Here is a 25,365-nt window from a genome sequence, read left to right as displayed (position 1 = left end):
AAAAAGACAGACTTCTTGTGTCCCTTTACATAATTTAGGTCTTGCCTGCACTACCAGTCACAATCCTGCGATATGAAGTTTAACTTTTTTTAGTTTACAACATGAAAGCGCTACCGTCAAGAAGAAACAAAAAGACTAAAACCAAGAATTTTGCTACTTTTTGAGACGCTGGAGATGAAGGGAAAGATACGCTATTTCTGACGATGGAAAAGTAATTCCATATTCCTTCTTCAGGTATTCAGCAGCTATCTTAGCACAGTGGTAGGCTTTCTCATATTTTTCTTTAATCAGCTCCGCCATCTCTTTTTCAATGGGTTCGAATTCGCTTTCCTGCTCCATGCGATTCAAGGCAAACCTCAAATGGGTAATCAATCTTTGATAATTAATGCTCTCTTCATCAATTTCAAGGTTCATCTCATTTTCCACCTGGGCGATAAAATCATGAATCACTGTTGCTTGCTTCATTGTATCACTCATCGTAGCATTTTCAGGCTTGGCTGTATGAATATGAAGAGCGATATGAGCCGCTTCATCATCCGGAATCTCTATTCCAAGTTCCTTCTTAATTTCTTCTTTTGCCCATACCCCAACCTCAAATTCTTTTTTGTACAAAAGCTTGATTTCACTTGTCAGTTTATTTTTTATTGGGATCCCCTCTCTCATTCTCTCTAACGCAAATGAAAGATGATCGGTAAGAGCAATATGGATATGGTCATTTAAAGGGACTTCCAGATGCCCTTCAGCATAGCTGATAATTCTTTCTGCCAATTCTATATGTGTTTCCGGCAGGGTGGAAAGGAGCTGTTGGAATTTTTCTGACGTCTTCTCCTGCAACAAAAAGACCTTTTCAATTTTATCCTTTGGAATGATATCATTCTTTCTTTTCTGAAAAGCAATTCCATTCCCCATTACAATCTTCTCTTGCGGGCCATCTACAACCACAACAGCATTGTTGTTTAATATCCTGAAAATACGCATCATCCTGTTCCTCCATAAAAGTAATAAGAAATATTACCGTGAAAGGACTTAATTTTACCAGTATAAAGTGATTAAGGTCAATTGAAAGGGTGCCCTGAAAAAGAAAGAAGTCTTAGTTTATGTATACAGAAACAAAGGTGGTTGATGGATGAATCAATTTACTATTAAACCAGCTGCCTGATCATTATGCAAGTTTGACGGCTTTTTCTGACGGGTACTATTTCATGGTTATCTTTACCAGGAAATGAAGGTAATACCCTGAAAAATCTATGATTTTCGTTCTACGTTTTGGGGAAATGAAAAAAGATAAGATGGTTGCTTGCCTTCTTGGTTACTTTGAGAAAAAAGGGGTGAGGAGAGATGAGTTCACAGGAAAAAAAGATAATCCAATACTTTCGCCAGATGAATAGAAGCTTTTATATGAATACAGATAAAGATATGGCACACATGGACCTGGCTGTATCCATTGGCCACGGCCAGACCATTTCTCAGCCTTCCCTTGTAGCGAAAATGACACTTACTCTGGATCTTGAGTCCCATCACCGGGTACTGGAGATAGGGACAGGATCTGGGTTTCAAACCGATCTATTAGCTGCTTTTTCAAACGAAGTATATACAGTAGAACGGATTGAAGCTCTCCATGAACGAGCTAAAGAAAAATTAGCTCAAGCTGGGTTTGAAAACATTACATTTAAGCTCGGAGACGGCAGGGCAGGGTGGAAAGAAAAGGCTCCCTTTGACCGGATCATGGTCACAGCTGCAGCGTCTGTTATACCGCCGGAATTGCTTGAGCAATTGGCGCCCGGTGGAAAAATGGTGATCCCTGTAGGTTCGCCTAACAGTCAGGAGCTCACTCTGGTGGAAAAAGATGCAGATGGCTCCGTTTCATCAACAGTTTTAGGAAGCGTTGCATTCGTTAAGCTTCAAGGCGCATATGAGCAGAAAGATGACCTTGATGGGTGAAATCAATAATTAATTATAAGTTACACAAAGGTTGACTTGTAAGACAGCTTTTATATGTTTTCAATACTCCTACCTCTTAGAATATAAATCATAGAAATGAAGGAGAAATTGGATGAGTTCGAAGAAAGTAAATAAAACAGAAAATGATTCAAAACTGAAATTAATAGATTATAAGATATTTTTACCCGCCTTATTCATCATTATCGCAATCAGTATCCCATTTGCAATCAATGAAGAAGGATCTCTTGAAGTATTAAACGCAGTGTTTGACTCTATTGTCGGGGCATTCAGCTGGGGGTATCTCTGGTACGGGGCCATCCTGGTTGTGGCAGGACTGTATTTATCATTTTCAAAGTATGGAAATGTCGTATTGGGAGATCCCACAGAAAAGCCCAGGTTCACTCTTTTTGAATATGCTTCTATTCTCGTAGCCATGGGGGTAGGTTCAACACTCATGCGGACAGGCATGCTTGAATGGTCCTCCGTGGCAATAGACCCACCACTTGGTGTAGACCCTCAGTCCACCGAAGCCATCCTGTGGGGGAACGCCTATAGTATGTTCATGTGGAGCTTTCAGGTATTTGCAATTTTTGTAATGATTGCGCCGGCTATGGGCTACATTTTACATGTGAGAAAGCGCCCCCTTATGAGGATTTCTGAGGCCTGCCGTTCGATTTTCGGAGACCGATTTACAGATGGTTTTGGGGGAATGATTCTGGATATTATTTTCCTCATTAGTATTCTTGCTGGTGCAGCTGTAACTCTGGGATTAGGAGCTCCGATTGTCACTTATAATTTATCAGCCTTACTTGATATCGAGGTAACGTTTGGCTTAACTCTTATAGTAACGATTATCTGGGTATTGTTATTTTCAATCAGTGCCTATGTAGGGATCGAAAAAGGAATAAAGCGTCTAAGTAAATTCAATATGTACCTTGCCGGTGCCTTTGCCCTCTTTATCATGTTTGCAGGTCCTGGAATTTTCATCCTTGATTACTTTACGGAAAGTGTTGCTTTCCTTCTTTCCAACTATCTGCAAATAAGCTTCATGACAGAGTCCTTGGCCGGCGGTGACGTAAGTCACATCCAGAGCAACACAGTTTTCTGGTTTGCCTACAGTGCTACATGGGCCATGCTTCACAGTGTATTTGTGGCTAAGATTTCTCGTGGTCGGACCATTAAAGAGATGATCCTCACGTATTTCCTTGCTCCCACACTCATTTCATGGGCAGCAACAGGGGTTCTTGGCGGACTTGGTGTCTACAAGTACCTGACTGGTGAAGTGGCTGTCCTTGATATCGTGCAAAATGGAGATGAGATGGCGGCGATTCCTGCGATACTCTCTTCTCTTCCACTCCCTGAAGTGGCTTTGATTATCTTTATGGTTGTGGCGTTAATCTTCTTAACTACAACACTAGATTCAACTACGTACACGATTGCAGCTTATACAAGTACAGAAGATATGAGCAAAACAGAACCTTCAAAATTTCTGCGTATCGTTGTAGCCGCTATTATTACGGCAGTAGCTTTAATTTTGATGAGAGTGGGCGGACTCGCTCCCCTGGAAGTCATTTCGGGGCTTATGGGCTTACCTGTGATTATCATTCAGTTCCTGTTAATCTATGCTGCTATAAAAATGATGAATCAGGACCGTGCTTGGGTCTACAATGTAAGAAAATAAAAAAGATGTCTATACGTAAAAAGCCGAGCTGGAATGAACCAATCCAGCTCGGTTTTTTTGTTGATTTGATTGTCTGCAACAGACACGTAACATCGCTGCAAAAACAAATTTATCATTGGTTTGTTATTAAAATGGATACTCTCTGTAGCCAGACATCACGCTTACAGTTTGAACAGTAGTAAATTTATCTAGAGCCCATACTCCGCCAAAACGGCCAAGCCCTGAATCCTTTTCTCCTCCAAAGGCAACGTGGGCCTCGTCATTGACGGATTGATCATTCACATGGATCATCCCTGTTTCAATTTGACGGGCAACCTCCATACCCCGAAAGCGGTCCTTTGTAAAGACAGAGCCGCTAAGTCCGTAAATTGTATCATTAGCCGTTTCAATGGCTTCTTCCTCTGACTGTACTTTAACAATAGAAACCACAGGCCCAAACAATTCATTTTGGAAAATGTCCATATCTTTTGTCACGTTACTTACAACTGTTGGCTCAAACACGTTTCCTTCATGTGATCCGCCGGTTAGAAGGTTGGCTCCCTCTTTTACACTGCGGTCTACTTCATTTTGAATGCGCTCCACTTGTGAGTGATTAATCAGCGGTCCTACTACCGTAGATGAATTTGATGGATCTCCATAAGGAAGGTCTTTTACTCTTTTTACAAATTTCTCTACGAATTCATCATGAATAGAAGCATCCACAATAATGCGATTGAGGGCCATGCAAATTTGGCCCTGATGAAGGAACTTGCCAAAGATAGCCGCGTCTACGGCACGGTCAACATCTGCATCACCCAGGACAACCATCGCGTTATTGCCGCCAAGCTCAAGGGCCGTATCTTTTAGAAGCTTTCCTGCCTCGGATGCAAGGTGGCTTCCTACCTCCGTGGAACCTGTAAAGGAAATCAGTTTAGGCACCTTATGCTGGACGAAAGCATCACCTATTTCAGAGCCCCGGCCGACCACCACATTCACGACTCCTTTAGGAAACCCAGCTTTTTCAAACAAATATCCAAATAATAGTCCTGATGTCATTGGTGTATCTGATGCCGGTTTAATAACGACTGTATTCCCTGCTGCAAGCGCAGGTGCCACAGAGCGCATAGATAGATGGAACGGAAAATTCCACGGGCCGATGACTCCAACGACTCCTTTGGGACGACGGTATACGTAATTCTCTTTATTTGGAACATTAGAAGGTAGAATTTGTCCATTCATTCGTGAAGGAAAGGAAAGGGCTTCTCTTGTTACTTCATAAGCTGCCCCAAACTCAGCTTCTGCTTTTATTCTCGTACTGCCTGATTCTTTTACCAGCCACTCTGTAATCAAATCTTTTTCTTCTTTAAGTACCTGAAGCAGTTTTTCAAAGTATCCTTGCTTTTCTGCAGGTGTATAAACAGCCCACTCCTTTTGAGCATGGGCTGCTGCAGAATATGCTTCATTTACCTCTTTTTCAGATGCTGATTTTATAGTGGAAATTCTTTCATTTGAGAAAGGATTATTGTTTTCTATCGTTTTCTCACTGCTGCCTTCTTTCCAGTTTCCATCGATGTATTGTAGATCTAGGTGCAAAGTCAAGGTGACTCATCCTTTCAATGTATAGTAGATATTTAAGTTTTTAGTTTAACACCACTGTATTTTGAAACAAGAAATATGCTCACCCGCTCTTTTTTTGCTGATACACTTTGAAACAGCTTGTTATATTTTCTGATGATAATTATACTAATATAATATTCGTAGTTACATAAATGGAAAGCAGGGGGACGCATGATGAAAGAGAAATGGCTAACCTTTGGACTGTCTGCCTTAGTCCTGTTAACAGCGTGCGGGGACGGCAGTTCTGAAGAAACATCAGCAGAAGAAAGAGAAAGTGAGCGAAACAGGGAGCATCGGTGATGGAAAAGAAGTGTTTGAGGAGAATTACGGGGAGCCTACACAGGAGGGTGATACGCTTATCAGTTACCATGATGATTACATTCTCGTTTCTTTTCTGGAAGGCATAGCAAATTCAGTTACTGCCCAATTTGAAATGACTGATGAACCAAGAAGAACGGAAAGTGAAGTGCTTGAGGAACTTCGGGGTATGATGCCTGAGGATGCAGTGGAAGTAGATGCTTATGAAGAGCCTGATTATTTCAGAAAAGTCCTTGTTTACCAAAGTGATTTGGTGGCAGATTCCTTTGAGAAGTTGGAAGACTACAACCCCTTCAGGGAAGAGGAGGCTGGAACCTTTATTCTCATTTTAGAAGGCGAGCCTGAAGATGACAGCTACTTTGGTGCGTTAATCGCTCCGGGCCATCATCCATAAACAAAATAAGGGACACTTTTTTACAATAGGAAGTGTCCCTTATTAATTGATTGCAGGCAGCTACTTGTTAAAAGCCTGTTTCAAAGAAACTGCTGCCTTCTCAATACTTTTCTTTCCTTGATCTATAACCCCTGGCATCCAAAAGAAGCCATGCATCAACTCGTCATAATGAGCCTCTTCTACATAGACACCGGCGTGTTTCAGACGTTCAGCATACGCTCTCCCCTCATCACGAAGGGGATCGAAACCGGCAGTAACAACTAAGGCTGGAGGCAGCCCCGTTAGATCTTTTGCAAGCAAAGGGGAAGCATATGGCTCCCTTCCTTCTTCTGGGCTGTTTAAGTAATGATCCCAGCACCATTTCATCGTGTCTTTTGTCAAAAGGTACCCGTCACCGTTTTCTTCATATGACCTTGTAGTATAGGCATGATGGGTTACAGGATAAATTAGCATCTGATACCTCAAAGACACTTCTTGTTTGTCCCTTGCCATTAAGGATACAACGGCAGCAAGATTTCCGCCGGCACTGTCCCCGCCTACAGCTATCCATTCCGGGTCCGCTCGTATAGTGTGCCCTTGCTCAGCTGTCCATTTTACAGCGGCGTAGGCATCTTCCACGGCTGCAGGGTATTTATGCTCAGGAGCAAGCCTGTAGTCTACAGATATGACTATACAATGAGCGCGATTAGTAAGTAAACGGCATGACACGTCTACTCCATCGAGATCCCCTGCTACCCACCCTCCACCATGAAAGTAAACCAAGGCAGGAAATGGCCCTTCCCCTTCTGGAGTGTAGATACGTATGGGTATCTGTCCTTCAGGGCCTGGTATCAATTTGTTTTCTACCTTCCCTACATGCTCTGGCTCTCCAGAGAAACTTGAGAAATCAGTTGCTGCCCTTGCCTCCGCTGGTGTTAAAGCATGTGTCGGCGGTCTGCCAGCTGCCTTTATCTGTTTTAAAAGATCTTTAGACTGTGGATCCAGTGCCATCCTTCATTCCTCCCCTCAATATGTGTTGTCTCTTTTTACTTACATCCTTTCACATCCCCTTCAGGTCTCTTTCACCCTGAGAAAAATATATGTCCGCCCCCTTCTCCTAGAACAAGAAAGAAAAAATACCAGGCATAGAAATTCAGCCTGGTATAACAAAGTGATGTAACTGTCTGTGGCCCCTCGCTGCCCTTACGCAAATACATTATTATATGTAGTAATTGTATAAGGCTCTTCAAGCAATTCAGGAACTCTTTCTTTAAACCGTGCAAAATGTTCTGTTTCACGGTGCTTTGCCTGGTCTTCAGGTGCTTTATAGACTTCAATAATTAAAAAGCGGGAGGGTTCCTCCTTTTCTTGAAAGACGTCAAACTGAACGATTCCTTCTTCCTCAATGCTGTGCTTTCGGTTGTCTTCTACCACCTCAATAAAATTGTTGACTTCATCTTCTTTCACTTTCATAGATACATGGACGATATACATCATTTACCTCCTCGTTTTTTTATTTGTAATTGCTTATAAAAAAGGAAACTCCCTTATATTAGGAGTTCCCTTCCCAATGATATTATACGCTTCCTGCTCTTAACTTTCTATGGCTTCTACCACTTTATGGGCGGCACTTTCACTGGACATAGGGTTTTGTCCTGTTACCAGGTTTCCATCGCGGACGGAGAAATCCTTCCAGCTTTCCCCTGAAACAAATTCTCCTCCTTTTTCACGGAGCTTTGATTCAAGTAAAAATGGCATTTCTTTTTCCAGCTTCATACCTCTTTCTTCCTCATCCGTAAAGGCATTCACTTTCTTCCCTTTAACTAGTGGAGTGCCATCCTTATAGGTGACATTAACCAGACCAGCTGGTCCGTGGCATACAGAGCCAATGACTTTGTCTTCTTCTGCAAATTCCTGTAGAACCTGCTGCAGGGTTTCATTCTCCGGAAAGTCAAACATGGTTCCATGGCCTCCAGGCAGGAAAACAGCGTCAAAGCCATTGGCATCGTCACTGCTTAATTTTGCAGTGTTTTTTAATTCCTCTTCAGCCTCATGCCATTTTTCATTTTTCTCTTCAGGAATACTGTTTGGGTCAAGAGGCACCTCTCCGCCTTTAATGCTGGTTACCTTGACCTCGTAACCTTTTTCCTTAAAGATATTATACGGCACAGCAAACTCCTCTAACCAAAGGCCGGTTTTATGATCGGCTGAGATCGTTGTATGATTTGTTACTACCATTAATACTCGTTTATTAGCCATGTGAATAGCCCCTCCTACGTGTTGTTTTTTAACGTTGCACCCTAATTTTACGACCTTAGGAAAAGAACCGACAAACAATATGCTTATACATAACAGTTAGACGGGGTTAGTTTACACCCAAGGCAGAAGATTATTCTAAGGTGCCTTATGAGGGTGCCTATGAGGGTGCCTGGCACCACTATTCTCTGTAACATAACTTCCCCACTACATCACGGGTTCCTCTTCATTTATGTTACATCCAGGCAGCGGTGCCTGGCACCACTATTCTCTGTAACATAACTTCCCCACTACATCACAGGTTCCTCTCGATTTCTGTTACATCCAGGAAGCGGTGCCTGGCACCACTATTCTCTGTAACATAACTTCCCCATTACATCACGGGATCCTCTTCATTTATGTTACATCCAGGCAGCGGTGCCTGGCACCATGGCGTATCTGTTTTTTCTAGGGAATTAAAACTTTTAAGCTCTATTTTCTGGTTAACGTAAGGTTAAATCCTAACAATATTACAAAAAGGCTTTGACATCTTTCGTGAAATGATGTAAATTACCTAAGGGACGAACAATTAAAAGTCCCTTACTCTACATCATTCGTTTTTAGGAGTGTAAATTATGGACAATGTATTTGATTATGAAGACATTCAATTAATTCCTGCAAAATGTGTAGTTAACAGCCGTTCTGAATGTGATACAACCGTTACTCTAGGCGGGCATAGCTTTAAGCTGCCTGTTGTACCAGCAAACATGCAGACAATCATAGACGAACAGATCGCAAGGTTCCTAGCTGAAAACGATTACTTTTATGTAATGCATCGTTTCGAACCAGAAACTCGGATAGATTTTATTAAAGATATGAAAGAAAGTGGATTAATTGCCTCAATTAGTGTTGGAGTCCAGGAGGAAGAGTACTCTTTCATTGAACAGCTAAAAGCTGAAGAACTTTCTCCTGAGTTCATCACCATAGATATTGCCCATGGCCATTCAAACTCTGTCATCAACATGATTCAGCACATTAAAAAGCACCTCCCTGAGAGCTTTGTCATTGCTGGAAATGTCGGTACACCGGAAGCAGTAAGAGAATTAGAGCACGCTGGTGCAGATGCGACAAAAGTGGGGATTGGCCCAGGAAAAGTATGTATTACCAAAATTAAAACAGGGTTTGGAACTGGCGGCTGGCAGCTGGCAGCCCTTCGCTGGTGTGCTAAAGCTGCAAGTAAGCCAATAATAGCCGATGGCGGGATTCGGACTCATGGTGATATTGCTAAATCTGTACGCTTTGGTGCAACAATGGTTATGATCGGTTCTCTATTTGCCGGTCATGAAGAATCTCCTGGTGAAACAGTTGAAAAAGACGGAAATCTTTACAAAGAATATTTTGGTTCAGCTTCAGAGTACCAAAAAGGGGAAAAAAGAAACGTGGAAGGCAAGAAAATGTACGTTGAGCACAAAGGATCTCTTCATGATACATTAACTGAAATGGAGCAGGATCTTCAATCAGCAATCTCCTATGCCGGAGGAAATAAGCTGGAATCAATTCGTACCGTGGACTATGTAATCGTAAAGAATTCTATCTTTAATGGTGACAAAGTATTTTAACAACTACGTTAATTTCTCCCCTTTTGGGAGATAACCAACCTAGCTTACGATATTTTAACGAGCACGGGCTCCATTTTGGAGCCTTGTGCTTTTTTTTACCGTATTTCCCTCCTTTGGCTTCATTTCTGTTTAACATATGAAAGCCATAGGGTAAGGAATTAAGAGCCCTTCATTTACAGCCGACATTTACCTTTTCCTGACTTCTTTTCAGGAATGAAATGGTCATATTGGGGTAAAGATAAAGGAATGGAAAATTTCACTAAAGGAGGCTTATGAATTGGATCAGCAAATAGATCAAGTATCACAATGGCTGGAATCCCAAAAAGGAAATATCCTTTTTATCAAAAAAGAAGAACTGGAAACCGGGAAAGATGAAGTGATGAATACAGATAATGTCCGGTTTACGTTAGATTCTGTAGACGTCAAAAACAATAAAGCGTCCATTGATGATTACATTCCATCTAAAGAAATCATTCTTCATGGATCCGGTACAGTTCAAACTGATGAAGGACCAACTGATCTCCCTAGTGATGTATACGAGATTCCATTAGGTGGAGAGATAAAAACCGAAAAAGACAACAACGGAGTCAAGTTGGAGACAGAAGACGTAATTTATACCATCTTTGCCCAAAGCAGATAATTCTCACTTTCCATATCAAAAGAAGCGATCTCTCAAAAGAGGATCGCTTCTTTACTTATTCCTTATGAAGTCCGCATTCTGTTTTACCGCTGCCGCTCCATCTTCCGCTTCTTGAATCCTGCCCATCAAGTACAGCTGACGTACAATGAAAGCAGCCGATGCTTGGAAAGTTCTGGTCATGAAGAATGTTATAAGGAAGGTTATTTTCTTTAATATGCTCCCATACCTCATCCCAGGTCCAATGAATCAGGGGAGCAATTTTAATGGATTGAAAACGATTGTCAATATTGACAAATTGCGTATTCTTTCGGGTTGGAGACTGTTCTCGACGCAAGCCAGACATCCAGGCTTTATGCTTGGACAACTCTTTTTCCAATGGTTCCAGCTTTCGCAAAGCACAGCATTTATCAGGAGCTGTTTCCCATAGTTTATCACCGTACTGTTCAGACTGCTCCTTCACGGAAAGCTCAGGCTTAATGGACTCTATCGAAAGATCCGGAAAATATTCTCTCACTTTTTTCAGTAGATCGTAAGTCTGCTTAAAGTGAAAGTCTGTATCAAGAAAGACTACTCTTGCTCCCGGTTTCACTCGATTGATAAGATCAAGGAGAACCATCCCCTCGGCTCCAAGACTGCATGCGTACACAAGATCGTCACCGTACGTTTCATATCCCCATTTCACAATGTCCAACGCATTCCTGCCGTCTAATTCCTCATTAACTTTTTCCACTTCATCTTGTGTGGTAGTCGGGTAATCTAAAATCAAACCCTCACCTCCGTTTATCGTTCAGCACCTGTCTGGTTGTAAGGATTTGCAAGCCACTGATGAAAGAAAACATTTTCCTTATTATAATTCCTTTTGCTCTTTTTTCTTCCATTCTGCAGAAAGCTCTAAGAACCATTCTTCATCTTTCGTTTCTAAAGCCAGATCTATAAGAAATTCAAGCTGTGTTTTACTTTTTTCAAATGAGCTCGGAATTGTTTCGACCCAGTGGTGAAGCATTTCAATTGTATCTCCCACTATATCCTCGTTATCAGAGTTGACTACTGTGACTCTTACGATGTCCTTTGCCGGATCAATCTTGTCAATATACCCTATGATCAGCTCTCCATTTGGTGTCTTTCCTGTTACCCAGCAGCTTTCTTCAACAAATGCTTTACTTACTGTAAACAATAGCATTCACCTTCCTGTGGTATTTGTCCGACCTGAATCAGTCCATTCTGATTCCTTCAGCGGCTCTTTTTCATTGACACATCGGCCGTTACCCTCACTATTTATATATTGTATTTCCGTTTTTCCCATATTGCTAACGTATATTTCTTTCTCTATGCTCTTTTTTATCTGTAGTCATTTTTGTTACATTTAAAATAACTGAAAAGAAAGCTTTACGCTTCCTCAATGTTTATTATCTTAAAACATTTATTCCCTTGTCAATTACTTTTGTTTAATATAGATAAAGTTAACAACTTCTCTGATTGTATAATCTTTTAAATATTCACCAAGGTGCTCTTCTGCTCCTAAAAATATATGCAGCAGGACATTTTTCATGTTCGCCCCAACAATACAGTCCTCATTAGAATCGGGACACTTAGGCTGCAAAGCTCCTTCAGAGGTAACTTGGTAAATATCCCACAATGTTATCTGACCAGGATCAAGCGCAAAAATAAATCCACCGCCAGTACCTTCCTTTGAAGTAATAAACTCATGCTTTCGCAGTAAACTTAACACTTTCCTTATCCGTACTGGGTGCACACACGCACTTTCTGCTATCGCCTCGCTTGTAGACATTCGGTCTGGTTTCAAGGCAAGAAGCGTAAGGCTGTGTACGGCTAGTGTAAAATTACTGTTCATTTCCATGGCCTCCTGCAAACATTCACTAAATGATAAGTGAGTCATCAACATCTTTGTTGACCTATAACTGTAATAATATACATTACAGTTATGATTGTCAATGATATTACCACTTTTTCGTTACATCTTTGTTTGCTAAGAAGGATGCCCGTTTTTTGTTTATAACAGGCTGCGGCCATGGCAAATGTTTTTTTAGATCTTTATTTAATAAAGCTAGCCTGACGCCTTTCCGCTGTATGCAAAGGAGAATAGGTCTAACACAGATCCCAGAAAAAATAATTTGCTTCCCCTTCCCCCCTCCGTAATCAGGTGCAATTCGTGTTCTCAACAAAAAAAGCACCCTTTGGCTGCTTTTAAGAGGGAAAATTATTATCTTTTTTCATATTTATATCCATCGATCACTTTAAAAGGCTGATACCCCCATTTGCGGTAACACTTTAAAAGACCCATTTCCTTGGGCTTGTAGTAAACAGATAAAAGCTTTTTTGCAAGTAACAATTGAAATTCCTCCTCACAGTGATGGACGATCGTAAGATGAAAAAATTCTTTGTTATCCAATTTTATTGATTTCCCGTATTAATTTCCGTTAAACATTTAAATCTTATTCTTACCCCACCTTCCTTTTCATAACTTTTTTATCTTTCTCAACTATCTGCCACTTAGTTTGTTATATTCCCAACAAATTTTGAGAGAAAAGCAAAAAGCAGAGGAATAAGGAGCATTTATTCGTTTTATTAGGAAGAAAACATACCAAACAAAACAAATAAGATATAGAGTGATTTGTCAGAAAATTTAACAGTATATCGCTTTTGTTTTACTATTACCCTTCGTGCTACGATTATTACTGTCAAAAAAACATTTTGAAAGGGTTGATCGGACATCCATAGGATAAGCTCCAATCACACAACTGAAATGGAAAAAGCGATGTACCAATCCCACGGGTTTGGATACGCGGAATATGACAGATGCCTCGATAAACGAATGATCGTTGAAGCTTCACGAGAAGAAAACTACAAAAAAGGCTGTGAGATTGCAGCTGAGTTTCAGTAAAAAACATAAAATAAAGAAAAAAGAACCGGCAGAAAGCTGGTTCTTTTTTCTATTTCAAGTATGAGCGAACCCCCTATCCTAATTTCCTGTCTCCCGGTTACTCGAGTTACCAGTATGTATACACCCGTTTTTCCTTCTCTGGATCCCAAACAGCTCTAGCTCTAATCATCTGCCAAACCATTCACATCGATTGATGGACATGTCTCCCTCATGTTTTACGTGACGTGTTTCGAGCTGGCCGCGTTTCTTTCCTTTAGGGGACTGAGCTAAAAAACTAGAAGCCGTTAATTTGAATCTTTAGTTTTATTTATATTCTTTTTTAATTCTCATACGATTAGGGTAGCAGGGACTAGGGAAATAGTTTACTCTTACCTTACTTACTATTTTTCTATTGACTAAAAAGGCAAGAGGAAGATTCTACAGAATATCTATTATATCGGCGCAGGACTCTTGCTAACGACGTATTATTGTTAGTCTTATTATATGAAAGAAAGGAACATCGATATGGGGAAAGTAATTTGTATATATAATAATCAGAGTGAAAGTTTAAAAACTACAACAGTTATCAGTTTAGCCAGAAACTTAGCCAAGGAAGGAAAAAAAGTTTTAATCATAGACACCAATTATGAAGCAGATGTCTCCCTTTCTTTTGTCAGCACAATTGATAATTTTTTAACAAGCCTTTATGAGGTGATTATGAAAGACGTTGATCCTTCAAAAATCACAGCTGCTGTTCATCGCTACATTGACCTCTTGCCTGCAAACGATGATTTAGCAGGAGTGGATATTGAAGTCATAGGCAATCCAGAAAAGTACCCTGCACCCTTTAATTTAATAAAGGAAAAGTGCACCAAGCTGCGAGAAACCTATGATTACATATTACTGGACACGCCTTCAAACTTTTCCTTGCTGTCAGGGAACGCTATCCAGTTTGCTGATCAGGTACTCATCCCTTACGCGCCCGATTCATCCTCACTGCGATCTTTACAGCGGGTGATTAAAACAATCAAAGACTTTAGTAAGAGGTATCATCCTTCTCTTGAAATTGCAGGTGTATTTGCCGTCAAAGTAAATTTTGAAACCACCCTTCACCAGCAGATTATGCAGGAAACAAGGCGCTATTGTGTAACTGAAAGGATTCCTATGTTTGAAACATTTGTGGCCAACACTCCGAAAACTTCCGGATCCATCTCACAAAAGCCTGAACACCTTTCTGTATACCAGGAACTTTTAGAGGAATTAAAAAAGGCAGAGTGAAGCATCTTCCGTTTGGATTTCTCCTGACTAATGAAACCAGCCTTGCTGCTGGTCAGGCTGTTGAGAATACTTCTCAACAGCCATTTTTTACCTCATTAACCTGATTACTCCGATAAGAATAGTTAACTTAAAATAACTAATACACTAGGATGCCGAATAAAATAGTCCAAATTTTAAGTGTAATTTTCCCTATGCTGTGCATCTTAATAGTGAGAACTTATTTGGCAACTGAATTTTGACAAGGAGAGGCTGTTATGGTCCAATTGTGTAGATCTGCAGACAACCTTCATAAAAGGCTCTATATCCTTCTGCTTTGTGCCAATATCCTCACTCTGCTTCTTTGCACTGTATATCTAGCCACAGCTCCCCTTCATGTCTGGTGGAATGCCCTTGGGGTCCTTCTTCTGTTAACTTTGCTGGGCAATATAGTCGCAGCGATTACGCCAAGCCCTCATTCATGGATCGATTATCTTTATTTACTGGCAACCGCCGGATTCTTTGTGGCCATTCCTCTCTTAAACCGAGCCGCTTCAATAAATATTAGCCATTTGTCATCTCGAAGCACGCTTACAGTTGTATTGCTCTTTTCTCTACTCTTTCTAGGTTTAATAGTAACTTTCATGAAATTACATAAGCGTGCATCATATTCTGAAAAGGCAATACCAGACAGCCTGACCGTAAAAGGGATAACAATACTGCTGACCATCACCATTTTCATTGGTGTATACGCTTCCGTTCATTTAATTATCGGGAAAAGTGCAGGAATTATCGAAATGACATTTCCCCAGTATGCCGTATTTTTCAGCCTTGTCTATCTTGCTTTAACAGGCCTCCTCTTAAAAATGCACAGAAACAGAAAAAGCTCTTTTTTCTATAAATCAGTACTCATTGGCGGGGTTTGGTCTGCATCCGTCTTTTTGATCCCGCTGGCTGTGACCCCCTTCTGGCTGGTTGATGCAGAGGAGACCTATACACAAAGCTTTGAAATAACCTCTGAGCCTTTAATTTCTTTAGAGGCAAAATCTCAAACGATGATGAACATACCTTTTTCCCTTCCTGACTATTTTTTTGGAAAACGATCTGGGGAGTACCGGGTGATCGAAAACATCCCTTATTATGAAGGGACCACTGGTCCTGACAAAGGTATCAAGCTGAAATTTGATGCCTATCTTCCTCCAGAAGGGAAAACAGACCTTCCTGGTAAACAGTCTGTGCTGATCAGGATTCATGGCGGTGGGTGGACAGCCGGAGATAAAGGTTCTTCTAATAATCCCCAGGTAAATAAATATTTTGCAAGCCAGGGTTTTGTTGTTTTTGATGTTCAATACGGTCTCAGCCACGAGGAGAAACTCTTTTCCTTTTCCCAGGTGCCAGAAAACATTGTGGCCGGTTTTTCCATAGATGATATGGTCCGCCATATTGGTATTTTTACAGACTACCTGGCTAAGCACCACCAGGAATATGGTGCTAATTTGAATTCTGTCTTTGTTTCAGGAGCTTCTGCCGGCGGGCAATTAGCCAATGCTGCAGGACTTGGCGCTAATGGAGTGCATGATTTTATTAATCCATCACTTCATGTGAAAGGGATTATTTCTGTCTATCCTGCAAATGGGTTAGCCCCTTATTTAGAGATAGAAGGGACAAAGGAACTGACAGATCCAGCTCGGCTTATCTCTGAAAAAAGTCCACCGGCACTTGTTTTCCAAGGAACACACGATGGTCTGGTACCTCCATTTGTTGCCCAGGCTTTTGACCAGACTTACAAACAATACAATTTACAATCAGCACTTTTGTTGGCTCCTTTTGGGGGGCATGCCTGCGTTTCCTATTTTCCTGGCTACTATAACCAGACGTTTCTTTATTATATGGAAAGGTTCTTATATCAATTTCAGTAAAAAACTGGAGGAAGTTATACCACGCTCTTATGGAATCTGTTACTCTAGAAATAGGCGCGACAGCTTACTTTCTCCTTTCTTATGAGCTGGAAAAAAGCTGTTGTACGAGTAATTGCTGTACAAAGGAGTTAGAATATACTCATGTTTCAGAACCTTTTTAATAAAATACAAATTCCTCTTATGATTACAAATTCAGATGGGAAAATTGTTTTTATAAATGATGCAGGGAAAAAAGTTGCAGAAGATGTAACCGGCAGCAACCTCTATCAATATTTACCTGCTGCTTATGAAAGCGTTGTTAAAGAGTACACATTATCGCCCAAAGCTTTTATGTCAAAACAAGCTGCTGAGAAAGTGGAAATCCTCCTAAATGGCAGCCTCAAAACAGCTGATATGACGGTACTGGATGAACAGCACCTCCTTTTTCAATGGAACCATTCTCTGACGACATTTGAAAAACTTTTTGAAATTAAAGAAACGATGACAAATAGAATATTAGATGGAGGTTCACTCCTTGACATTCTTACAGCCCTGTCTGATGTGGTGAAACAAGAGCTTGGGATGAGTCCCCACTACTCTCTAGTCCTTTTAGAAGACGAAAATAAAGCAGCAGATGTGATCTCCCCTACTCTTACAGAATGCTTGCCTCCAAGGCTTAATGGACGAAGGCTCACAAAAGAAGACGGCCTCTATGGAGAAACTGTACATGCTAATAGATCTTCTTTTGTTTATGACCTTTCGGAAAATGAAAAGTTGAGTAATTATTACCACTTTCTTTCTTCATACGATATACGCTCAATTTGGTGCGAACCTATAATCATAGACGGAAACATCGCGGGCATTTTTACAATGTACCATAATGCTTCTTCAGCACCAACGGAGCACGATATAAAGCTGCTACATGTCTGCAGCTGTCTAATTGCCCTTGCTATCAGGCATACAAAAATGAAAGAGAAATGGGAACAGGTAGAAAAACAGGAATATGAGATGATCGCTAATTATGCCGGAGACGCTATTACTGTTCTCAACAAAGAGGGCTGTGTTATATATGCGTCTCCTTCCCACTTGCCCATTACAGGATATTCTGGAGGGGAATTAGAACAAAAGAGTGTACTTGATTATATTCATCCAGACGACCGTCCAGAAGTTGAGGAAAAAATCAGCTGCTTACATGAATCAAAGCAAGAAGGCTATATAGAGGTGAGATTCAGAAGGAAGGACGGCACATATATCACAGTAGCCTGCAATGCAAAGCCCGTCCTTAAAGGAAATAACAATGGTGATATATACCGTATTATTGTTATAAGCAGGGATATTACTGAGCAGAAAATCGCTGAAAAAAAGCTCGAAGAAAGCGAACAGCACTATAAGTCTCTCTTTCATTATAATGCTAACCCTGTTGCTCTCTTTAACTTGGATGGGAAGATTGTCTCGGCCAACGGTCCCCTGGAAAAAATGCTTCCTTATCGTAAAGAAGAATTTAATGGTTACTACCAGCAATATATTCATCCAGATTACATTGAAAGTACAGACTGGTATTTTCAAAGAGCCGTAAATGGCGAGGCTGTTTCCTATGAAACTGTCGGTCTTAACAAAAATGGCCATCCCGTTTATTTCCTTATTACGAATATCCCTGTTATTCTTGGTGGAAAAACCGTGGGAGTTTATTGCATAGTAAACGACATTACAGATAAAAAACTTGCACAGGAGCGCTTAAGAGAAAGTGAAGAGGAGCTCAGGGTCCTGCTGAATTCAATGCCTGAATTTGTTATTTTCCAGGATAAAGACGGAAGGCTTATTGAATTAAATGAATCGGCAAAGCAATTGCTCAGCTATACGCAAACAGGTTCTCAAGGCAAGTGGAATCCAGGATGGTTCTCTCAAGTAGAGAAGACAGAGTGGGAGAAAAAAGATAAAGAAGCCTGGGAAAAAGGAGAATTTATTCAATATGAACAAGAGATGGTCCATTCTGATGGCGAGCCTCGAACCTATGAAATTGTAAAAGCGCCCCAATTTAGTGATCACAACGAGAAAAAGTATATGGTCACTATAGGACGCGACATCTCTGTTCGCAAGGAAATGGAAGGGGAATTAAAAGAAACGAAAGAACTTCTTGAAGCTGTTTTTAATAATAGCGCTGATGCCATTCTTATTTTTAAGCTAAACGGAGAACTGCTGAAAGCAAACCCTGCCTTTTACTCTCTCTATGGTTACTCACCAGACGATCCTAACATTCTTCAAACGAATTTAATTCCCGAAGAATTACAAGAGGAAACGAATGCGCTCCTTGAACGAGTGAAAAAAGGCGAGAAAGTCGTGGACTATGAAACAAAGAGAAAAACAAAAAATAGAGAGTTATTTGAAGTCAGTATAACTTATTCTCCTATCAGAGATAAACACGGCAATATATCCGGTATTTCAGCTATTTCAAGAGATATTCGCGACCGAAAGAAAACAGAGGAGCTCCTGCGCAGATCGGAAAAACTGTCAGTTATAGGCCAGCTTGCAGCAGCTGTTGCCCATGAGGTACGCAACCCTCTAACTTCTATTAAAGGCTTCACTCAATTATTCGAGGATAAAATTGAAAAAGAATATACAGAGTTAATGCTTTCAGAATTAAGCAGAATCGAAATGATTATCAATGAGTTTCTTACATTGGCTAAGCCGCAGGCAGTCAACTTCAAACAAGAAGACATTATCACCGTACTGAGAAATATTCTTTCTATCATTGAAGCCCAGGCGCTATTAAATAATATTACTATACAGACAAGCCTTCATGCTGAAAATGCCCTGATAAACTGTGATCAAAACCAAATGAAACAGGTATTTTTAAATATCATCAAAAACGCAATGGAAGCGATGCCTACAGGCGGGGTTTTGTCTGTAAAGACCCAGATTACTGATTCCTGTTTGGAAATAAGGATTACTGATGAAGGTGTCGGCATACCTTCTGAAAGAATACAAAGACTTGGAGAACCCTTCTTTTCCAACAAAGAAAAAGGCACAGGCCTTGGGTTAATGGTCTGTTTTAAGATTATCGAAGACCACGATGGCCGAATTGACATAAACAGTGTGGAAGGACAAGGCACCACAGTCACCATCAAACTCCCTTTGCAAGAGGAATGATCAAGAAAGAAACTTTACCCTGGCAAATGCTATTTTCAGATGAAAAGCCTCCCTGGCAGGGAGGTTTTTCTTCTTATCCTTCCATTAATTATGGATAATCCTTCCTTCCCTCGCACAACCTAGGGGTAAAACGTACAAAGGAGGAGCTCCAATGTCATTACACCATTTTGTCCATTGGCTTCGGTCACGGTTTTGGTACCTTCCTTTGGTGTATGGTTTGTTTGCATGCCTTTTTGCATACGTCAGCTTACAGATTGATGTAAACCTTTACCGGTTTGACATGATAAATCAAATTCTTCCTGACTTATTGTTTTCGGATCTTGATCGGGCAGAAACCATTTTAAGCTCTATTTCTGCTTCATTGCTGACCATGACAACAATTACCTTTTCTACCATTCTTGTCGTCCTGACCACGTACTTATCTGAGTTTTCGCCTCGTGCTCTGCATAATTTTATCACTGATCGGAATACTCAGCGTGTACTCGGCGTGTTTTCCGGAGGCTTTATTTATACCATCCTTCTTCTGCTTCTTCTTCATGAACCTGGATCAGAAGCCGGCTATATTTCCCCGGCCATCGCTGTTGTCTTTGCTATTGTATGTTTAGTTGTATTTATATTTTTTGTGCATCATGTAAGCAGCTGGATTCAGGTCAGTAATTTAATTCATACCATCACTCTGGAAACAATGGAGAAAATTGAACATGACCTCAGCAGCATAAAGGAATTCACTGAGGATTCACCGTGGCAAGACTGGGAAAGCGGTGAACTCACCCATTTAGATGCGATCTCCCTGACTGGAAATCAAGCAGGATATATCCAGGATGTGGACATACTCGGCTTAGTTAAGCAAGCAGAAAAAGATGATACAATTGTAAAAGTATTACGTAAAGTCGGAGAATATGTAGACCAGGACACCCCCATACTTTCTATCTATACTTTAGAGCCACATGAAATTCATGGGGCCTATCAAAAATACATTTCCATAGGCATACGCAAAATTGCTTATGATAACATTGAGTTTGGCCTGACCAAACTGGTTGAGATTGCCCTGCGGGCTCTTTCCCCGGGTGTAAATGACCCCAATACAGCCATAAATGGCATTGATAATCTAGGTAAAATTCTGTCAAAGCTGGGCAAGAAGCATCTCCCTCAGGCCTACCACAACGACAAAGAAAACAATTTGCGAGTGGTATATGATAAACCATCTTTTCTGGATTATTTATATAAATCCTTTTACCAGATACGCCAATACGGAACGAATGATATCTCTGTTCTTTCTTCCCTTCTCGGTGCGTTAACTTTAATCGCTGAAAGCAATCATTCTTCAATAAAGAAGAATGTATGGGAGTTTTCCCAGTATATTATTGAGGGAGTAGATCATCAGGCTATGCTTTCATTAGACAAACAATTTATTAATAAAAAGCTACATAAGCTATCTCAAGCTGCCGGGTATTCAAAAGACTACAAACCCTTTGTGTAATGGAGTTTGTAAAGTATGGTCCCTTTGGGAAGTTCTCCATTATAAACGGAGGCAGGCTACTAAAGGCAAATGATCTGATGCATTTGGATGAGTGGTCACTACTTTTGCTTCGGTAACAATTACATTATTACTGGTAAATATATAATCTAACCTGAATCTTGGTTGTAGAGAAGGGTATGTATGTCCTTTTCCATTCCCGGCAAAATGCCAAACATCCTGTCCCTTTCTTGTTATCTTTCTCCACCCTTCTGATCCTGGTCTCATATTAAAATCTCCCATTATTATAGAAGATGGGTTCTCAGTAAGCTGATTCATTATAAACTTAGTCTGCATGCGGTGGAGAAACGGATTAAGGCTAAGGTGCGTTACGTTAAAATAAACGGCCTTGCTGTTTACTTGGATAGATGTCTGCAGGAATGACCTGCCTTCAAGTATGCCGGGGACAAAATCAAATTGGTAAGTTTTTTTAGTAAGGATCGGAAAGCGGGATAAGATTGCATTTCCATATTGCCGCAGACGTGTGCTTTGTTTAGATTTTAGTGTAAGAGAACCACTGAAAGCCTCGTACATGTTTAATTTTTCAGCTAATACGCTAATTTGGTCCATATGATTGCTGCGCCTGGAAAAGTGTTTATCTACCTCATTAAGACCAACTATATCTACGTTACTTTGGGCTATGACGTCTGCAATTCTATTAATATCTACTTTTCGATCCATTCCCTTGCCATGGTGAATGTTATAGGTCATTACCTTTACTTCCATCTTATCTCCTCCCTCCACCTAATGAATGGAAAAACAAAAGAGCAAGCGTATCCATTGCTCAGTCGATGGCTGATGCATTCCTAAAATTAAATAACGCCGGCTTCGTTTACGAAACCGGCTTTTTGCTTTTTGATCGTACTTATGACTGCGGAGTAGGTTCTCTGTCCGGAAGAACACCTTCCGCAATAAATTTATGATAGAACCACTCTCCTACAGCGATGACAACAGATGAAATAACAGCAACGGTGAAAGGAACGCCGGTACCATACACTAACGGCCCGATCAGCCAAATCGCTACAGCGGCCAAAGCTATATCACCAATGGTTGCTACAGTATTATTAGAAACGCGAAGAATACCTAAGTCACCAACTAAGTAGCTGAGTCCTGCAATGATAAGGCTTAATCCAAATGTAGCTCCAGCCGGGTATCCATACATGCCCGTCATAACAATTAATAAAACAACAGCAACCATTAATACTTTGATAATAAGTGCAACAACATGCTTCAAGAGAAATTCCTCCTTTTTTCATCTCCACCCATAGTCTTTACAAAAAGTTTTTTTTCACAATGAATTTTCCCATGTAGTATTTTCCATAACTGAAAACACATGTAAAAGGTGTCTTTAAAGAAAGTTTCAATTTCTCTCTATGCTGTGATGATCCTGCCGTTAAAAGCACCAAAAAAACAGAGGACCCGCCTTTTTAAACACACGGGACCTCTCACTTTGAATTATGTTATTTTTTATGCCGATAACGTTTTCTTATTCTGAGTTGAGTGTCCTCCTGTTGGATAAAGACCAAGCTTTACAAATACATAAGGGGCGCCAAGGAGCCCCCATAACCCAATAAGCCCGTATCTTATAAAGTCATAAGTAGCTGTTTCTGGAAAGATTATTTTTACCCCCGATTGCAAGGCAATGATACCAACAAAGCCAACACCGAAAGCAATACTTTTTTTGAGCCAGTTTTGCGGAATTTTCATTTGGACATGTTGTTTTTCGAGTAAATATCCAATCCCCGCTCCTAAGAGGAACCCTGCGTATTTCAAACCCTCTGAATGGGGGAATATCGCGGTCAGTAGAAATGGAAAAGCGATAACCAATCCCCAATGTACACCTGCTGGCAGGCTAGCAATCTTTTCTTGAAGAAAAAACCCGGCCAGAATGACTGCAAGTCCAATCCCTATTCCAGTTATTACATCTGTTGGCCAATGTACTCCAGCATATAAACGAGAAAGAGAAATGCTTAAAATAAGGAAAACTGCAAATAACGAGAACCACTTGTTTCTTATGATTAAAGCTAAATATCCCCAAAGGGTCATTGATCCTTGCGCGTGGCCGCTTGGAAATGAATCGTAGGGGTAGTGGCTCCCCACTTCTGCTGAAGAAACAAACAGAGAGTTGATTCCTTCAATCCCGATCGGCCTTTGTACAGCAAATTGAATCTTTAAAAAGGCATTGATAAAGATTGATACTAAAAAAACATAAAAAAGCCGAAAGCCTATTGGTTTGGATATACACCAATAAACAAACGGAAGAATAATAAAATAGAATTCTTCATTTCCTAAAAAGGTGAAAATCGTTGCAAAGAAAGTAAGTATGGGATTTTGCCACTCGGTAAATGCTTCTAAAATGTCAATTTGATTCATCTTCTGCTCCTTTGTGTAAATTACAAGTAAATACTTTCTGCACAAAAGAACTATTTCCTTTTACCTGTTAGAATAAATTACAATTTATAAGAAATAAAATAATTTTGAATATTATTTGAAGTTTATTGGCAAAGTTTGTCATTGAGGGTATAATTGAATTGTAATCTTCATACGAAGGGGTGAGAAGCATGAATGAAATTCCAAGTATTTATTTGGCATTGGTGGAAAGCTATGACAACGCCTACGACGTCTATCTTGTGAATAACACTGAGCATCTTATCGATCAGGCTAACAGATCTATAGGAGGCCAATATGATGATGATTTCAAAACAAGCTCCGACAACTTAATTTTTGAGTTCGGCCCCCTTGGCCCCTACAGTTCTGTTAAAATAGATCGTTTAGAATTCTTCGACTTTCAATTTGTAAATCCTTATCGAATGACTTTTGTACTAGCCGGCCAGGAAACGAAGAAAACCTTTATTGTTTCCAAATACCTTAACGAACATCCTTCGAGCCCGTATATTCTTCCTGAAGAACAAAAGTCCGGGTATCTTGTAGAATAATCCTGTAATTAATTATTTAGTTACTTTAATAAAGACCACTTTTAAGTAGTTACCTTCCTTAAAATCCGCTGTTGTTTTGAAGTCTGAAGGCAATGAAAATTCCTCTTCTAGTTTGTATTTTCTGCCCATTTCTTTGAATGCTTTTTCAATGAATCCTTTGAACTTTTCCATTCCAAAGCCGCTGTAATTAGTTGAAGCTACAATCATGCCATTTTTTTCGGTAATAGCTATCGCATCTTTTACTAGATTTTTGTAATCTTTTGCTGCGCTGAAGCGATTCTTTTTTGAGCGTGCAAAGCTTGGGGGGTCAAGGATAACCATACCAAACTTCAATTGTTTTTTTACCGCGTATTTAAAATAATTAAATACGTCCATTACTTTAATTTCATGCGCTTCATGGTCGATGCCATTTACACTGAACTGCTCTATTGTTTTAGGGAGGCTACGGTTAGCAAGATCCACACTGGTTGTCTTTTCTGCTCCCCCAAGAGCTGCGTACACGGAAAATGCGCCCGTATATGAAAACGTATTTAATACGGTTTTGCCCGATGCATACTTGTCTCGAATCTTTTTTCTCACTTCCTTTTGGTCAAGAAATATACCGGTCATTGGGCCTTCATTTAAATAAATGGCGAAGCTGACACCGTTTTCTTTTACTATAAGAGGAAACTCGCCCCGCTCCCCTTTTATAAAATCATCATCTTCAATGTATTTCCCTTCTGTATTGAACCGTTTCTTCTCATAAATACCTGTATATTCTACAAGCTTCTCAAGAGCTTGGAGGATTGTACTTTTAAATTGATATATTCCTTCACTGTACCAGCTTATTACGTAATATCCATCATAATAATCAATCGTAAGCCCGCCAATCCCATCACCTTCCCCGTTAAACACGCGGAATGCTGTTGTATCATCTTTATCAAAGAATATCGCTCTTTGGTTTAAGGCTGAACTGATCTTTTTTTCAAAAAAATTAAAATCAATGAATTCCTTTTCTTTTCGAGTAAGCACCCAGCCATACCCTTTATTTTGCCGTCCATAATAGCCTCTTCCAATAAAATTTCCTCTTTCATCTACAAGGCGGATCAAGGAACCCTCTTCCTTAAGGTCTTGTATATTAACAATGGCTTCCTTTGTTATCAAAGGATAACCGCCTTTCATTTTTCCTGCCTGCTGATTCTCGATGGTAAGGGTAATTTCCTCTGCCATGTTATATCATCCTAACGTAGAGTTTTATGTATAGGTAAGTTCTAAGCTCGGATTTCATTATAATATAATTTCTGTGATCACTTCCACTTCGTTACATTTCCTTTATTCGCACTCAAACAAA

The 25,365-nt window shown here is 40.2% G+C and carries 25 protein-coding genes; 12 read left to right on the top strand and 13 right to left on the bottom strand.

Features of this window, described 5'->3' with window-relative positions; all coding sequences use genetic code 11:
* Window positions 1–153: 153 nt before the first annotated feature.
* The gene (locus tag CEF17_RS06180) at window positions 154–978 is read right to left on the bottom strand and encodes a PRD domain-containing protein (RefSeq protein WP_100400815.1); all 825 of its coding nucleotides are present in this window, start codon (window positions 976–978) and stop codon (window positions 154–156) included.
* 402 nt (window positions 979–1,380) lie between these two features.
* Between CEF17_RS06180 and CEF17_RS06175 the strand changes: the two genes are divergently transcribed.
* Window positions 1,381–1,941 (top strand): protein-L-isoaspartate(D-aspartate) O-methyltransferase, encoded by a 561-nt coding sequence (locus tag CEF17_RS06175; protein WP_332835285.1) that lies wholly within the window; start codon window positions 1,381–1,383, stop codon window positions 1,939–1,941.
* A gap of 112 nt (window positions 1,942–2,053) precedes the next feature.
* Window positions 2,054–3,622: a BCCT family transporter gene (locus CEF17_RS06170; RefSeq protein WP_100398759.1), complete on the top strand. Its 1,569-nt coding sequence runs from the start codon at window positions 2,054–2,056 to the stop codon at window positions 3,620–3,622.
* A gap of 126 nt (window positions 3,623–3,748) precedes the next feature.
* On the opposite strand, the gene CEF17_RS06165 is transcribed toward CEF17_RS06170, so the two are convergent.
* Window positions 3,749–5,194, bottom strand: coding sequence for an aldehyde dehydrogenase family protein (locus tag CEF17_RS06165; RefSeq protein ID WP_442857450.1), 1,446 nt, complete (start codon window positions 5,192–5,194; stop codon window positions 3,749–3,751).
* A gap of 198 nt (window positions 5,195–5,392) precedes the next feature.
* Here CEF17_RS06165 and CEF17_RS20830 point away from each other — a divergent pair, with 198 nt between their 5' ends.
* Both CEF17_RS20830 and CEF17_RS06160 read left to right on the top strand, forming a co-directional pair.
* A complete protein-coding gene (locus CEF17_RS20830) occupies window positions 5,393–5,518 on the top strand; it encodes a hypothetical protein (RefSeq protein WP_269799444.1) in 126 nt (41 codons plus the stop codon).
* Window positions 5,493–5,930 carry a hypothetical protein gene (locus CEF17_RS06160; protein WP_100398757.1) on the top strand — a complete coding sequence of 146 codons (438 nt, stop codon included), beginning with the start codon at window positions 5,493–5,495 and terminating at the stop codon, window positions 5,928–5,930. Before CEF17_RS20830 ends, CEF17_RS06160 begins: the two co-directional genes overlap by 26 nt.
* 60 nt (window positions 5,931–5,990) lie before the next feature.
* On the opposite strand, the gene CEF17_RS06155 is transcribed toward CEF17_RS06160, so the two are convergent.
* The 3 genes from CEF17_RS06155 to CEF17_RS06145 form a co-directional block, all read right to left on the bottom strand.
* A complete protein-coding gene (locus CEF17_RS06155) occupies window positions 5,991–6,920 on the bottom strand; it encodes an alpha/beta hydrolase (RefSeq protein ID WP_100398756.1) in 930 nt (309 codons plus the stop codon).
* A 192-nt stretch (window positions 6,921–7,112) separates the two neighbouring features.
* The gene (locus CEF17_RS06150) at window positions 7,113–7,403 is read right to left on the bottom strand and encodes a putative quinol monooxygenase (RefSeq protein WP_157842946.1); all 291 of its coding nucleotides are present in this window, start codon (window positions 7,401–7,403) and stop codon (window positions 7,113–7,115) included.
* A gap of 99 nt (window positions 7,404–7,502) precedes the next feature.
* Window positions 7,503–8,168 carry a type 1 glutamine amidotransferase domain-containing protein gene (locus tag CEF17_RS06145; RefSeq protein WP_100398754.1) on the bottom strand — a complete coding sequence of 222 codons (666 nt, stop codon included), beginning with the start codon at window positions 8,166–8,168 and terminating at the stop codon, window positions 7,503–7,505.
* A gap of 611 nt (window positions 8,169–8,779) precedes the next feature.
* On the opposite strand from CEF17_RS06145, the gene guaC reads away from it, so the two are divergent.
* Both guaC and CEF17_RS06135 read left to right on the top strand, forming a co-directional pair.
* The gene (gene guaC / locus CEF17_RS06140; protein WP_100398753.1) at window positions 8,780–9,763 is read left to right on the top strand and encodes a GMP reductase; all 984 of its coding nucleotides are present in this window, start codon (window positions 8,780–8,782) and stop codon (window positions 9,761–9,763) included.
* Between the two features lie 277 nt (window positions 9,764–10,040).
* A complete protein-coding gene (locus tag CEF17_RS06135) occupies window positions 10,041–10,403 on the top strand; it encodes a hypothetical protein (protein ID WP_100398752.1) in 363 nt (120 codons plus the stop codon).
* A gap of 55 nt (window positions 10,404–10,458) precedes the next feature.
* Here the strand turns inward: CEF17_RS06135 and CEF17_RS06130 are convergent, their stop codons facing one another.
* The 4 genes from CEF17_RS06130 to CEF17_RS20825 all read right to left on the bottom strand — a co-directional run bounded on the left by CEF17_RS06130 (window position 10,459) and on the right by CEF17_RS20825 (window position 12,753).
* The gene (locus tag CEF17_RS06130; protein ID WP_269799443.1) at window positions 10,459–11,169 is read right to left on the bottom strand and encodes a phosphoadenylyl-sulfate reductase; all 711 of its coding nucleotides are present in this window, start codon (window positions 11,167–11,169) and stop codon (window positions 10,459–10,461) included.
* An 81-nt stretch (window positions 11,170–11,250) separates the two neighbouring features.
* Window positions 11,251–11,577 (bottom strand): IDEAL domain-containing protein, encoded by a 327-nt coding sequence (locus CEF17_RS06125; protein ID WP_232725425.1) that lies wholly within the window; start codon window positions 11,575–11,577, stop codon window positions 11,251–11,253.
* A 261-nt stretch (window positions 11,578–11,838) separates the two neighbouring features.
* On the bottom strand, window positions 11,839–12,255 hold the full coding sequence (locus tag CEF17_RS06120; protein WP_100398750.1) for an RrF2 family transcriptional regulator: 417 nt from the start codon (window positions 12,253–12,255) through the stop codon (window positions 11,839–11,841).
* A 369-nt stretch (window positions 12,256–12,624) separates the two neighbouring features.
* A complete protein-coding gene (locus CEF17_RS20825) occupies window positions 12,625–12,753 on the bottom strand; it encodes a hypothetical protein (RefSeq protein WP_269799442.1) in 129 nt (42 codons plus the stop codon).
* A gap of 414 nt (window positions 12,754–13,167) precedes the next feature.
* On the opposite strand from CEF17_RS20825, the gene CEF17_RS20315 reads away from it, so the two are divergent.
* The 5 genes from CEF17_RS20315 to CEF17_RS06095 all read left to right on the top strand — a co-directional run bounded on the left by CEF17_RS20315 (window position 13,168) and on the right by CEF17_RS06095 (window position 21,063).
* Complete coding sequence (locus tag CEF17_RS20315) at window positions 13,168–13,305, top strand: hypothetical protein (protein WP_198508899.1); 138 nt, start codon at window positions 13,168–13,170, stop codon at window positions 13,303–13,305.
* A 504-nt stretch (window positions 13,306–13,809) separates the two neighbouring features.
* A complete protein-coding gene (locus CEF17_RS06110) occupies window positions 13,810–14,562 on the top strand; it encodes a ParA family protein (protein WP_157842945.1) in 753 nt (250 codons plus the stop codon).
* A gap of 254 nt (window positions 14,563–14,816) precedes the next feature.
* Window positions 14,817–16,457, top strand: a complete 1,641-nt coding sequence (locus CEF17_RS06105) for an alpha/beta hydrolase (RefSeq protein WP_100398747.1) — start codon at window positions 14,817–14,819, stop codon at window positions 16,455–16,457.
* A 141-nt stretch (window positions 16,458–16,598) separates the two neighbouring features.
* Complete coding sequence (locus tag CEF17_RS06100; RefSeq protein WP_100398746.1) at window positions 16,599–19,583, top strand: PAS domain S-box protein; 2,985 nt, start codon at window positions 16,599–16,601, stop codon at window positions 19,581–19,583.
* A gap of 151 nt (window positions 19,584–19,734) precedes the next feature.
* A complete protein-coding gene (locus tag CEF17_RS06095) occupies window positions 19,735–21,063 on the top strand; it encodes a DUF2254 domain-containing protein (protein ID WP_100398745.1) in 1,329 nt (442 codons plus the stop codon).
* A gap of 39 nt (window positions 21,064–21,102) precedes the next feature.
* On the opposite strand, the gene CEF17_RS06090 is transcribed toward CEF17_RS06095, so the two are convergent.
* The 3 genes from CEF17_RS06090 to CEF17_RS06080 form a co-directional block, all read right to left on the bottom strand.
* On the bottom strand, window positions 21,103–21,825 hold the full coding sequence (locus tag CEF17_RS06090) for an endonuclease/exonuclease/phosphatase family protein (RefSeq protein ID WP_100398744.1): 723 nt from the start codon (window positions 21,823–21,825) through the stop codon (window positions 21,103–21,105).
* Window positions 21,826–21,964: 139 nt separating this feature from the next.
* The gene (locus CEF17_RS06085) at window positions 21,965–22,333 is read right to left on the bottom strand and encodes a DUF2512 family protein (protein WP_100398743.1); all 369 of its coding nucleotides are present in this window, start codon (window positions 22,331–22,333) and stop codon (window positions 21,965–21,967) included.
* Between the two features lie 233 nt (window positions 22,334–22,566).
* Window positions 22,567–23,472, bottom strand: coding sequence for a phosphatase PAP2 family protein (locus CEF17_RS06080; protein WP_100398742.1), 906 nt, complete (start codon window positions 23,470–23,472; stop codon window positions 22,567–22,569).
* Between the two features lie 188 nt (window positions 23,473–23,660).
* Between CEF17_RS06080 and CEF17_RS06075 the strand changes: the two genes are divergently transcribed.
* Window positions 23,661–24,035 carry a hypothetical protein gene (locus CEF17_RS06075; RefSeq protein ID WP_100398741.1) on the top strand — a complete coding sequence of 125 codons (375 nt, stop codon included), beginning with the start codon at window positions 23,661–23,663 and terminating at the stop codon, window positions 24,033–24,035.
* A 12-nt stretch (window positions 24,036–24,047) separates the two neighbouring features.
* On the opposite strand, the gene CEF17_RS06070 is transcribed toward CEF17_RS06075, so the two are convergent.
* The gene (locus CEF17_RS06070) at window positions 24,048–25,244 is read right to left on the bottom strand and encodes a class I SAM-dependent rRNA methyltransferase (RefSeq protein WP_100398740.1); all 1,197 of its coding nucleotides are present in this window, start codon (window positions 25,242–25,244) and stop codon (window positions 24,048–24,050) included.
* Window positions 25,245–25,365 lie beyond the last annotated feature (121 nt).

This window comes from Bacillus sp. FJAT-44742, assembly GCF_002797315.1.
Lineage (GTDB): Bacteria > Bacillota > Bacilli > Bacillales > Marinococcaceae > Thalassorhabdus > Thalassorhabdus alkalitolerans.
Note: the sequence above shows the minus strand (reverse complement) of the source record. Positions and strands in the feature narration are given on the sequence as shown.

Coding starts and splice junctions, on each gene's coding strand:
- CEF17_RS06145 (WP_100398754.1), bottom strand. CDS start 8,168: ATGGCTAATAAACGAGTATTAATGGTAGTAACAAATCATACAACGATC.
- CEF17_RS06175 (WP_332835285.1), top strand. CDS start 1,381: ATGAATAGAAGCTTTTATATGAATACAGATAAAGATATGGCACACATG.
- CEF17_RS06075 (WP_100398741.1), top strand. CDS start 23,661: ATGAATGAAATTCCAAGTATTTATTTGGCATTGGTGGAAAGCTATGAC.
- CEF17_RS06100 (WP_100398746.1), top strand. CDS start 16,599: ATGTTTCAGAACCTTTTTAATAAAATACAAATTCCTCTTATGATTACA.
- CEF17_RS06110 (WP_157842945.1), top strand. CDS start 13,810: ATGGGGAAAGTAATTTGTATATATAATAATCAGAGTGAAAGTTTAAAA.
- CEF17_RS20830 (WP_269799444.1), top strand. CDS start 5,393: ATGAAAGAGAAATGGCTAACCTTTGGACTGTCTGCCTTAGTCCTGTTA.
- CEF17_RS06170 (WP_100398759.1), top strand. CDS start 2,054: ATGAGTTCGAAGAAAGTAAATAAAACAGAAAATGATTCAAAACTGAAA.
- CEF17_RS06180 (WP_100400815.1), bottom strand. CDS start 978: ATGCGTATTTTCAGGATATTAAACAACAATGCTGTTGTGGTTGTAGAT.
- CEF17_RS20315 (WP_198508899.1), top strand. CDS start 13,168: ATGGAAAAAGCGATGTACCAATCCCACGGGTTTGGATACGCGGAATAT.
- CEF17_RS06070 (WP_100398740.1), bottom strand. CDS start 25,244: ATGGCAGAGGAAATTACCCTTACCATCGAGAATCAGCAGGCAGGAAAA.
- CEF17_RS06120 (WP_100398750.1), bottom strand. CDS start 12,255: ATGAACAGTAATTTTACACTAGCCGTACACAGCCTTACGCTTCTTGCC.
- CEF17_RS06105 (WP_100398747.1), top strand. CDS start 14,817: ATGGTCCAATTGTGTAGATCTGCAGACAACCTTCATAAAAGGCTCTAT.
- CEF17_RS06090 (WP_100398744.1), bottom strand. CDS start 21,825: ATGGAAGTAAAGGTAATGACCTATAACATTCACCATGGCAAGGGAATG.
- guaC (WP_100398753.1), top strand. CDS start 8,780: ATGGACAATGTATTTGATTATGAAGACATTCAATTAATTCCTGCAAAA.
- CEF17_RS06080 (WP_100398742.1), bottom strand. CDS start 23,472: ATGAATCAAATTGACATTTTAGAAGCATTTACCGAGTGGCAAAATCCC.
- CEF17_RS06095 (WP_100398745.1), top strand. CDS start 19,735: ATGTCATTACACCATTTTGTCCATTGGCTTCGGTCACGGTTTTGGTAC.
- CEF17_RS06155 (WP_100398756.1), bottom strand. CDS start 6,920: ATGGCACTGGATCCACAGTCTAAAGATCTTTTAAAACAGATAAAGGCA.
- CEF17_RS06150 (WP_157842946.1), bottom strand. CDS start 7,403: ATGTATATCGTCCATGTATCTATGAAAGTGAAAGAAGATGAAGTCAAC.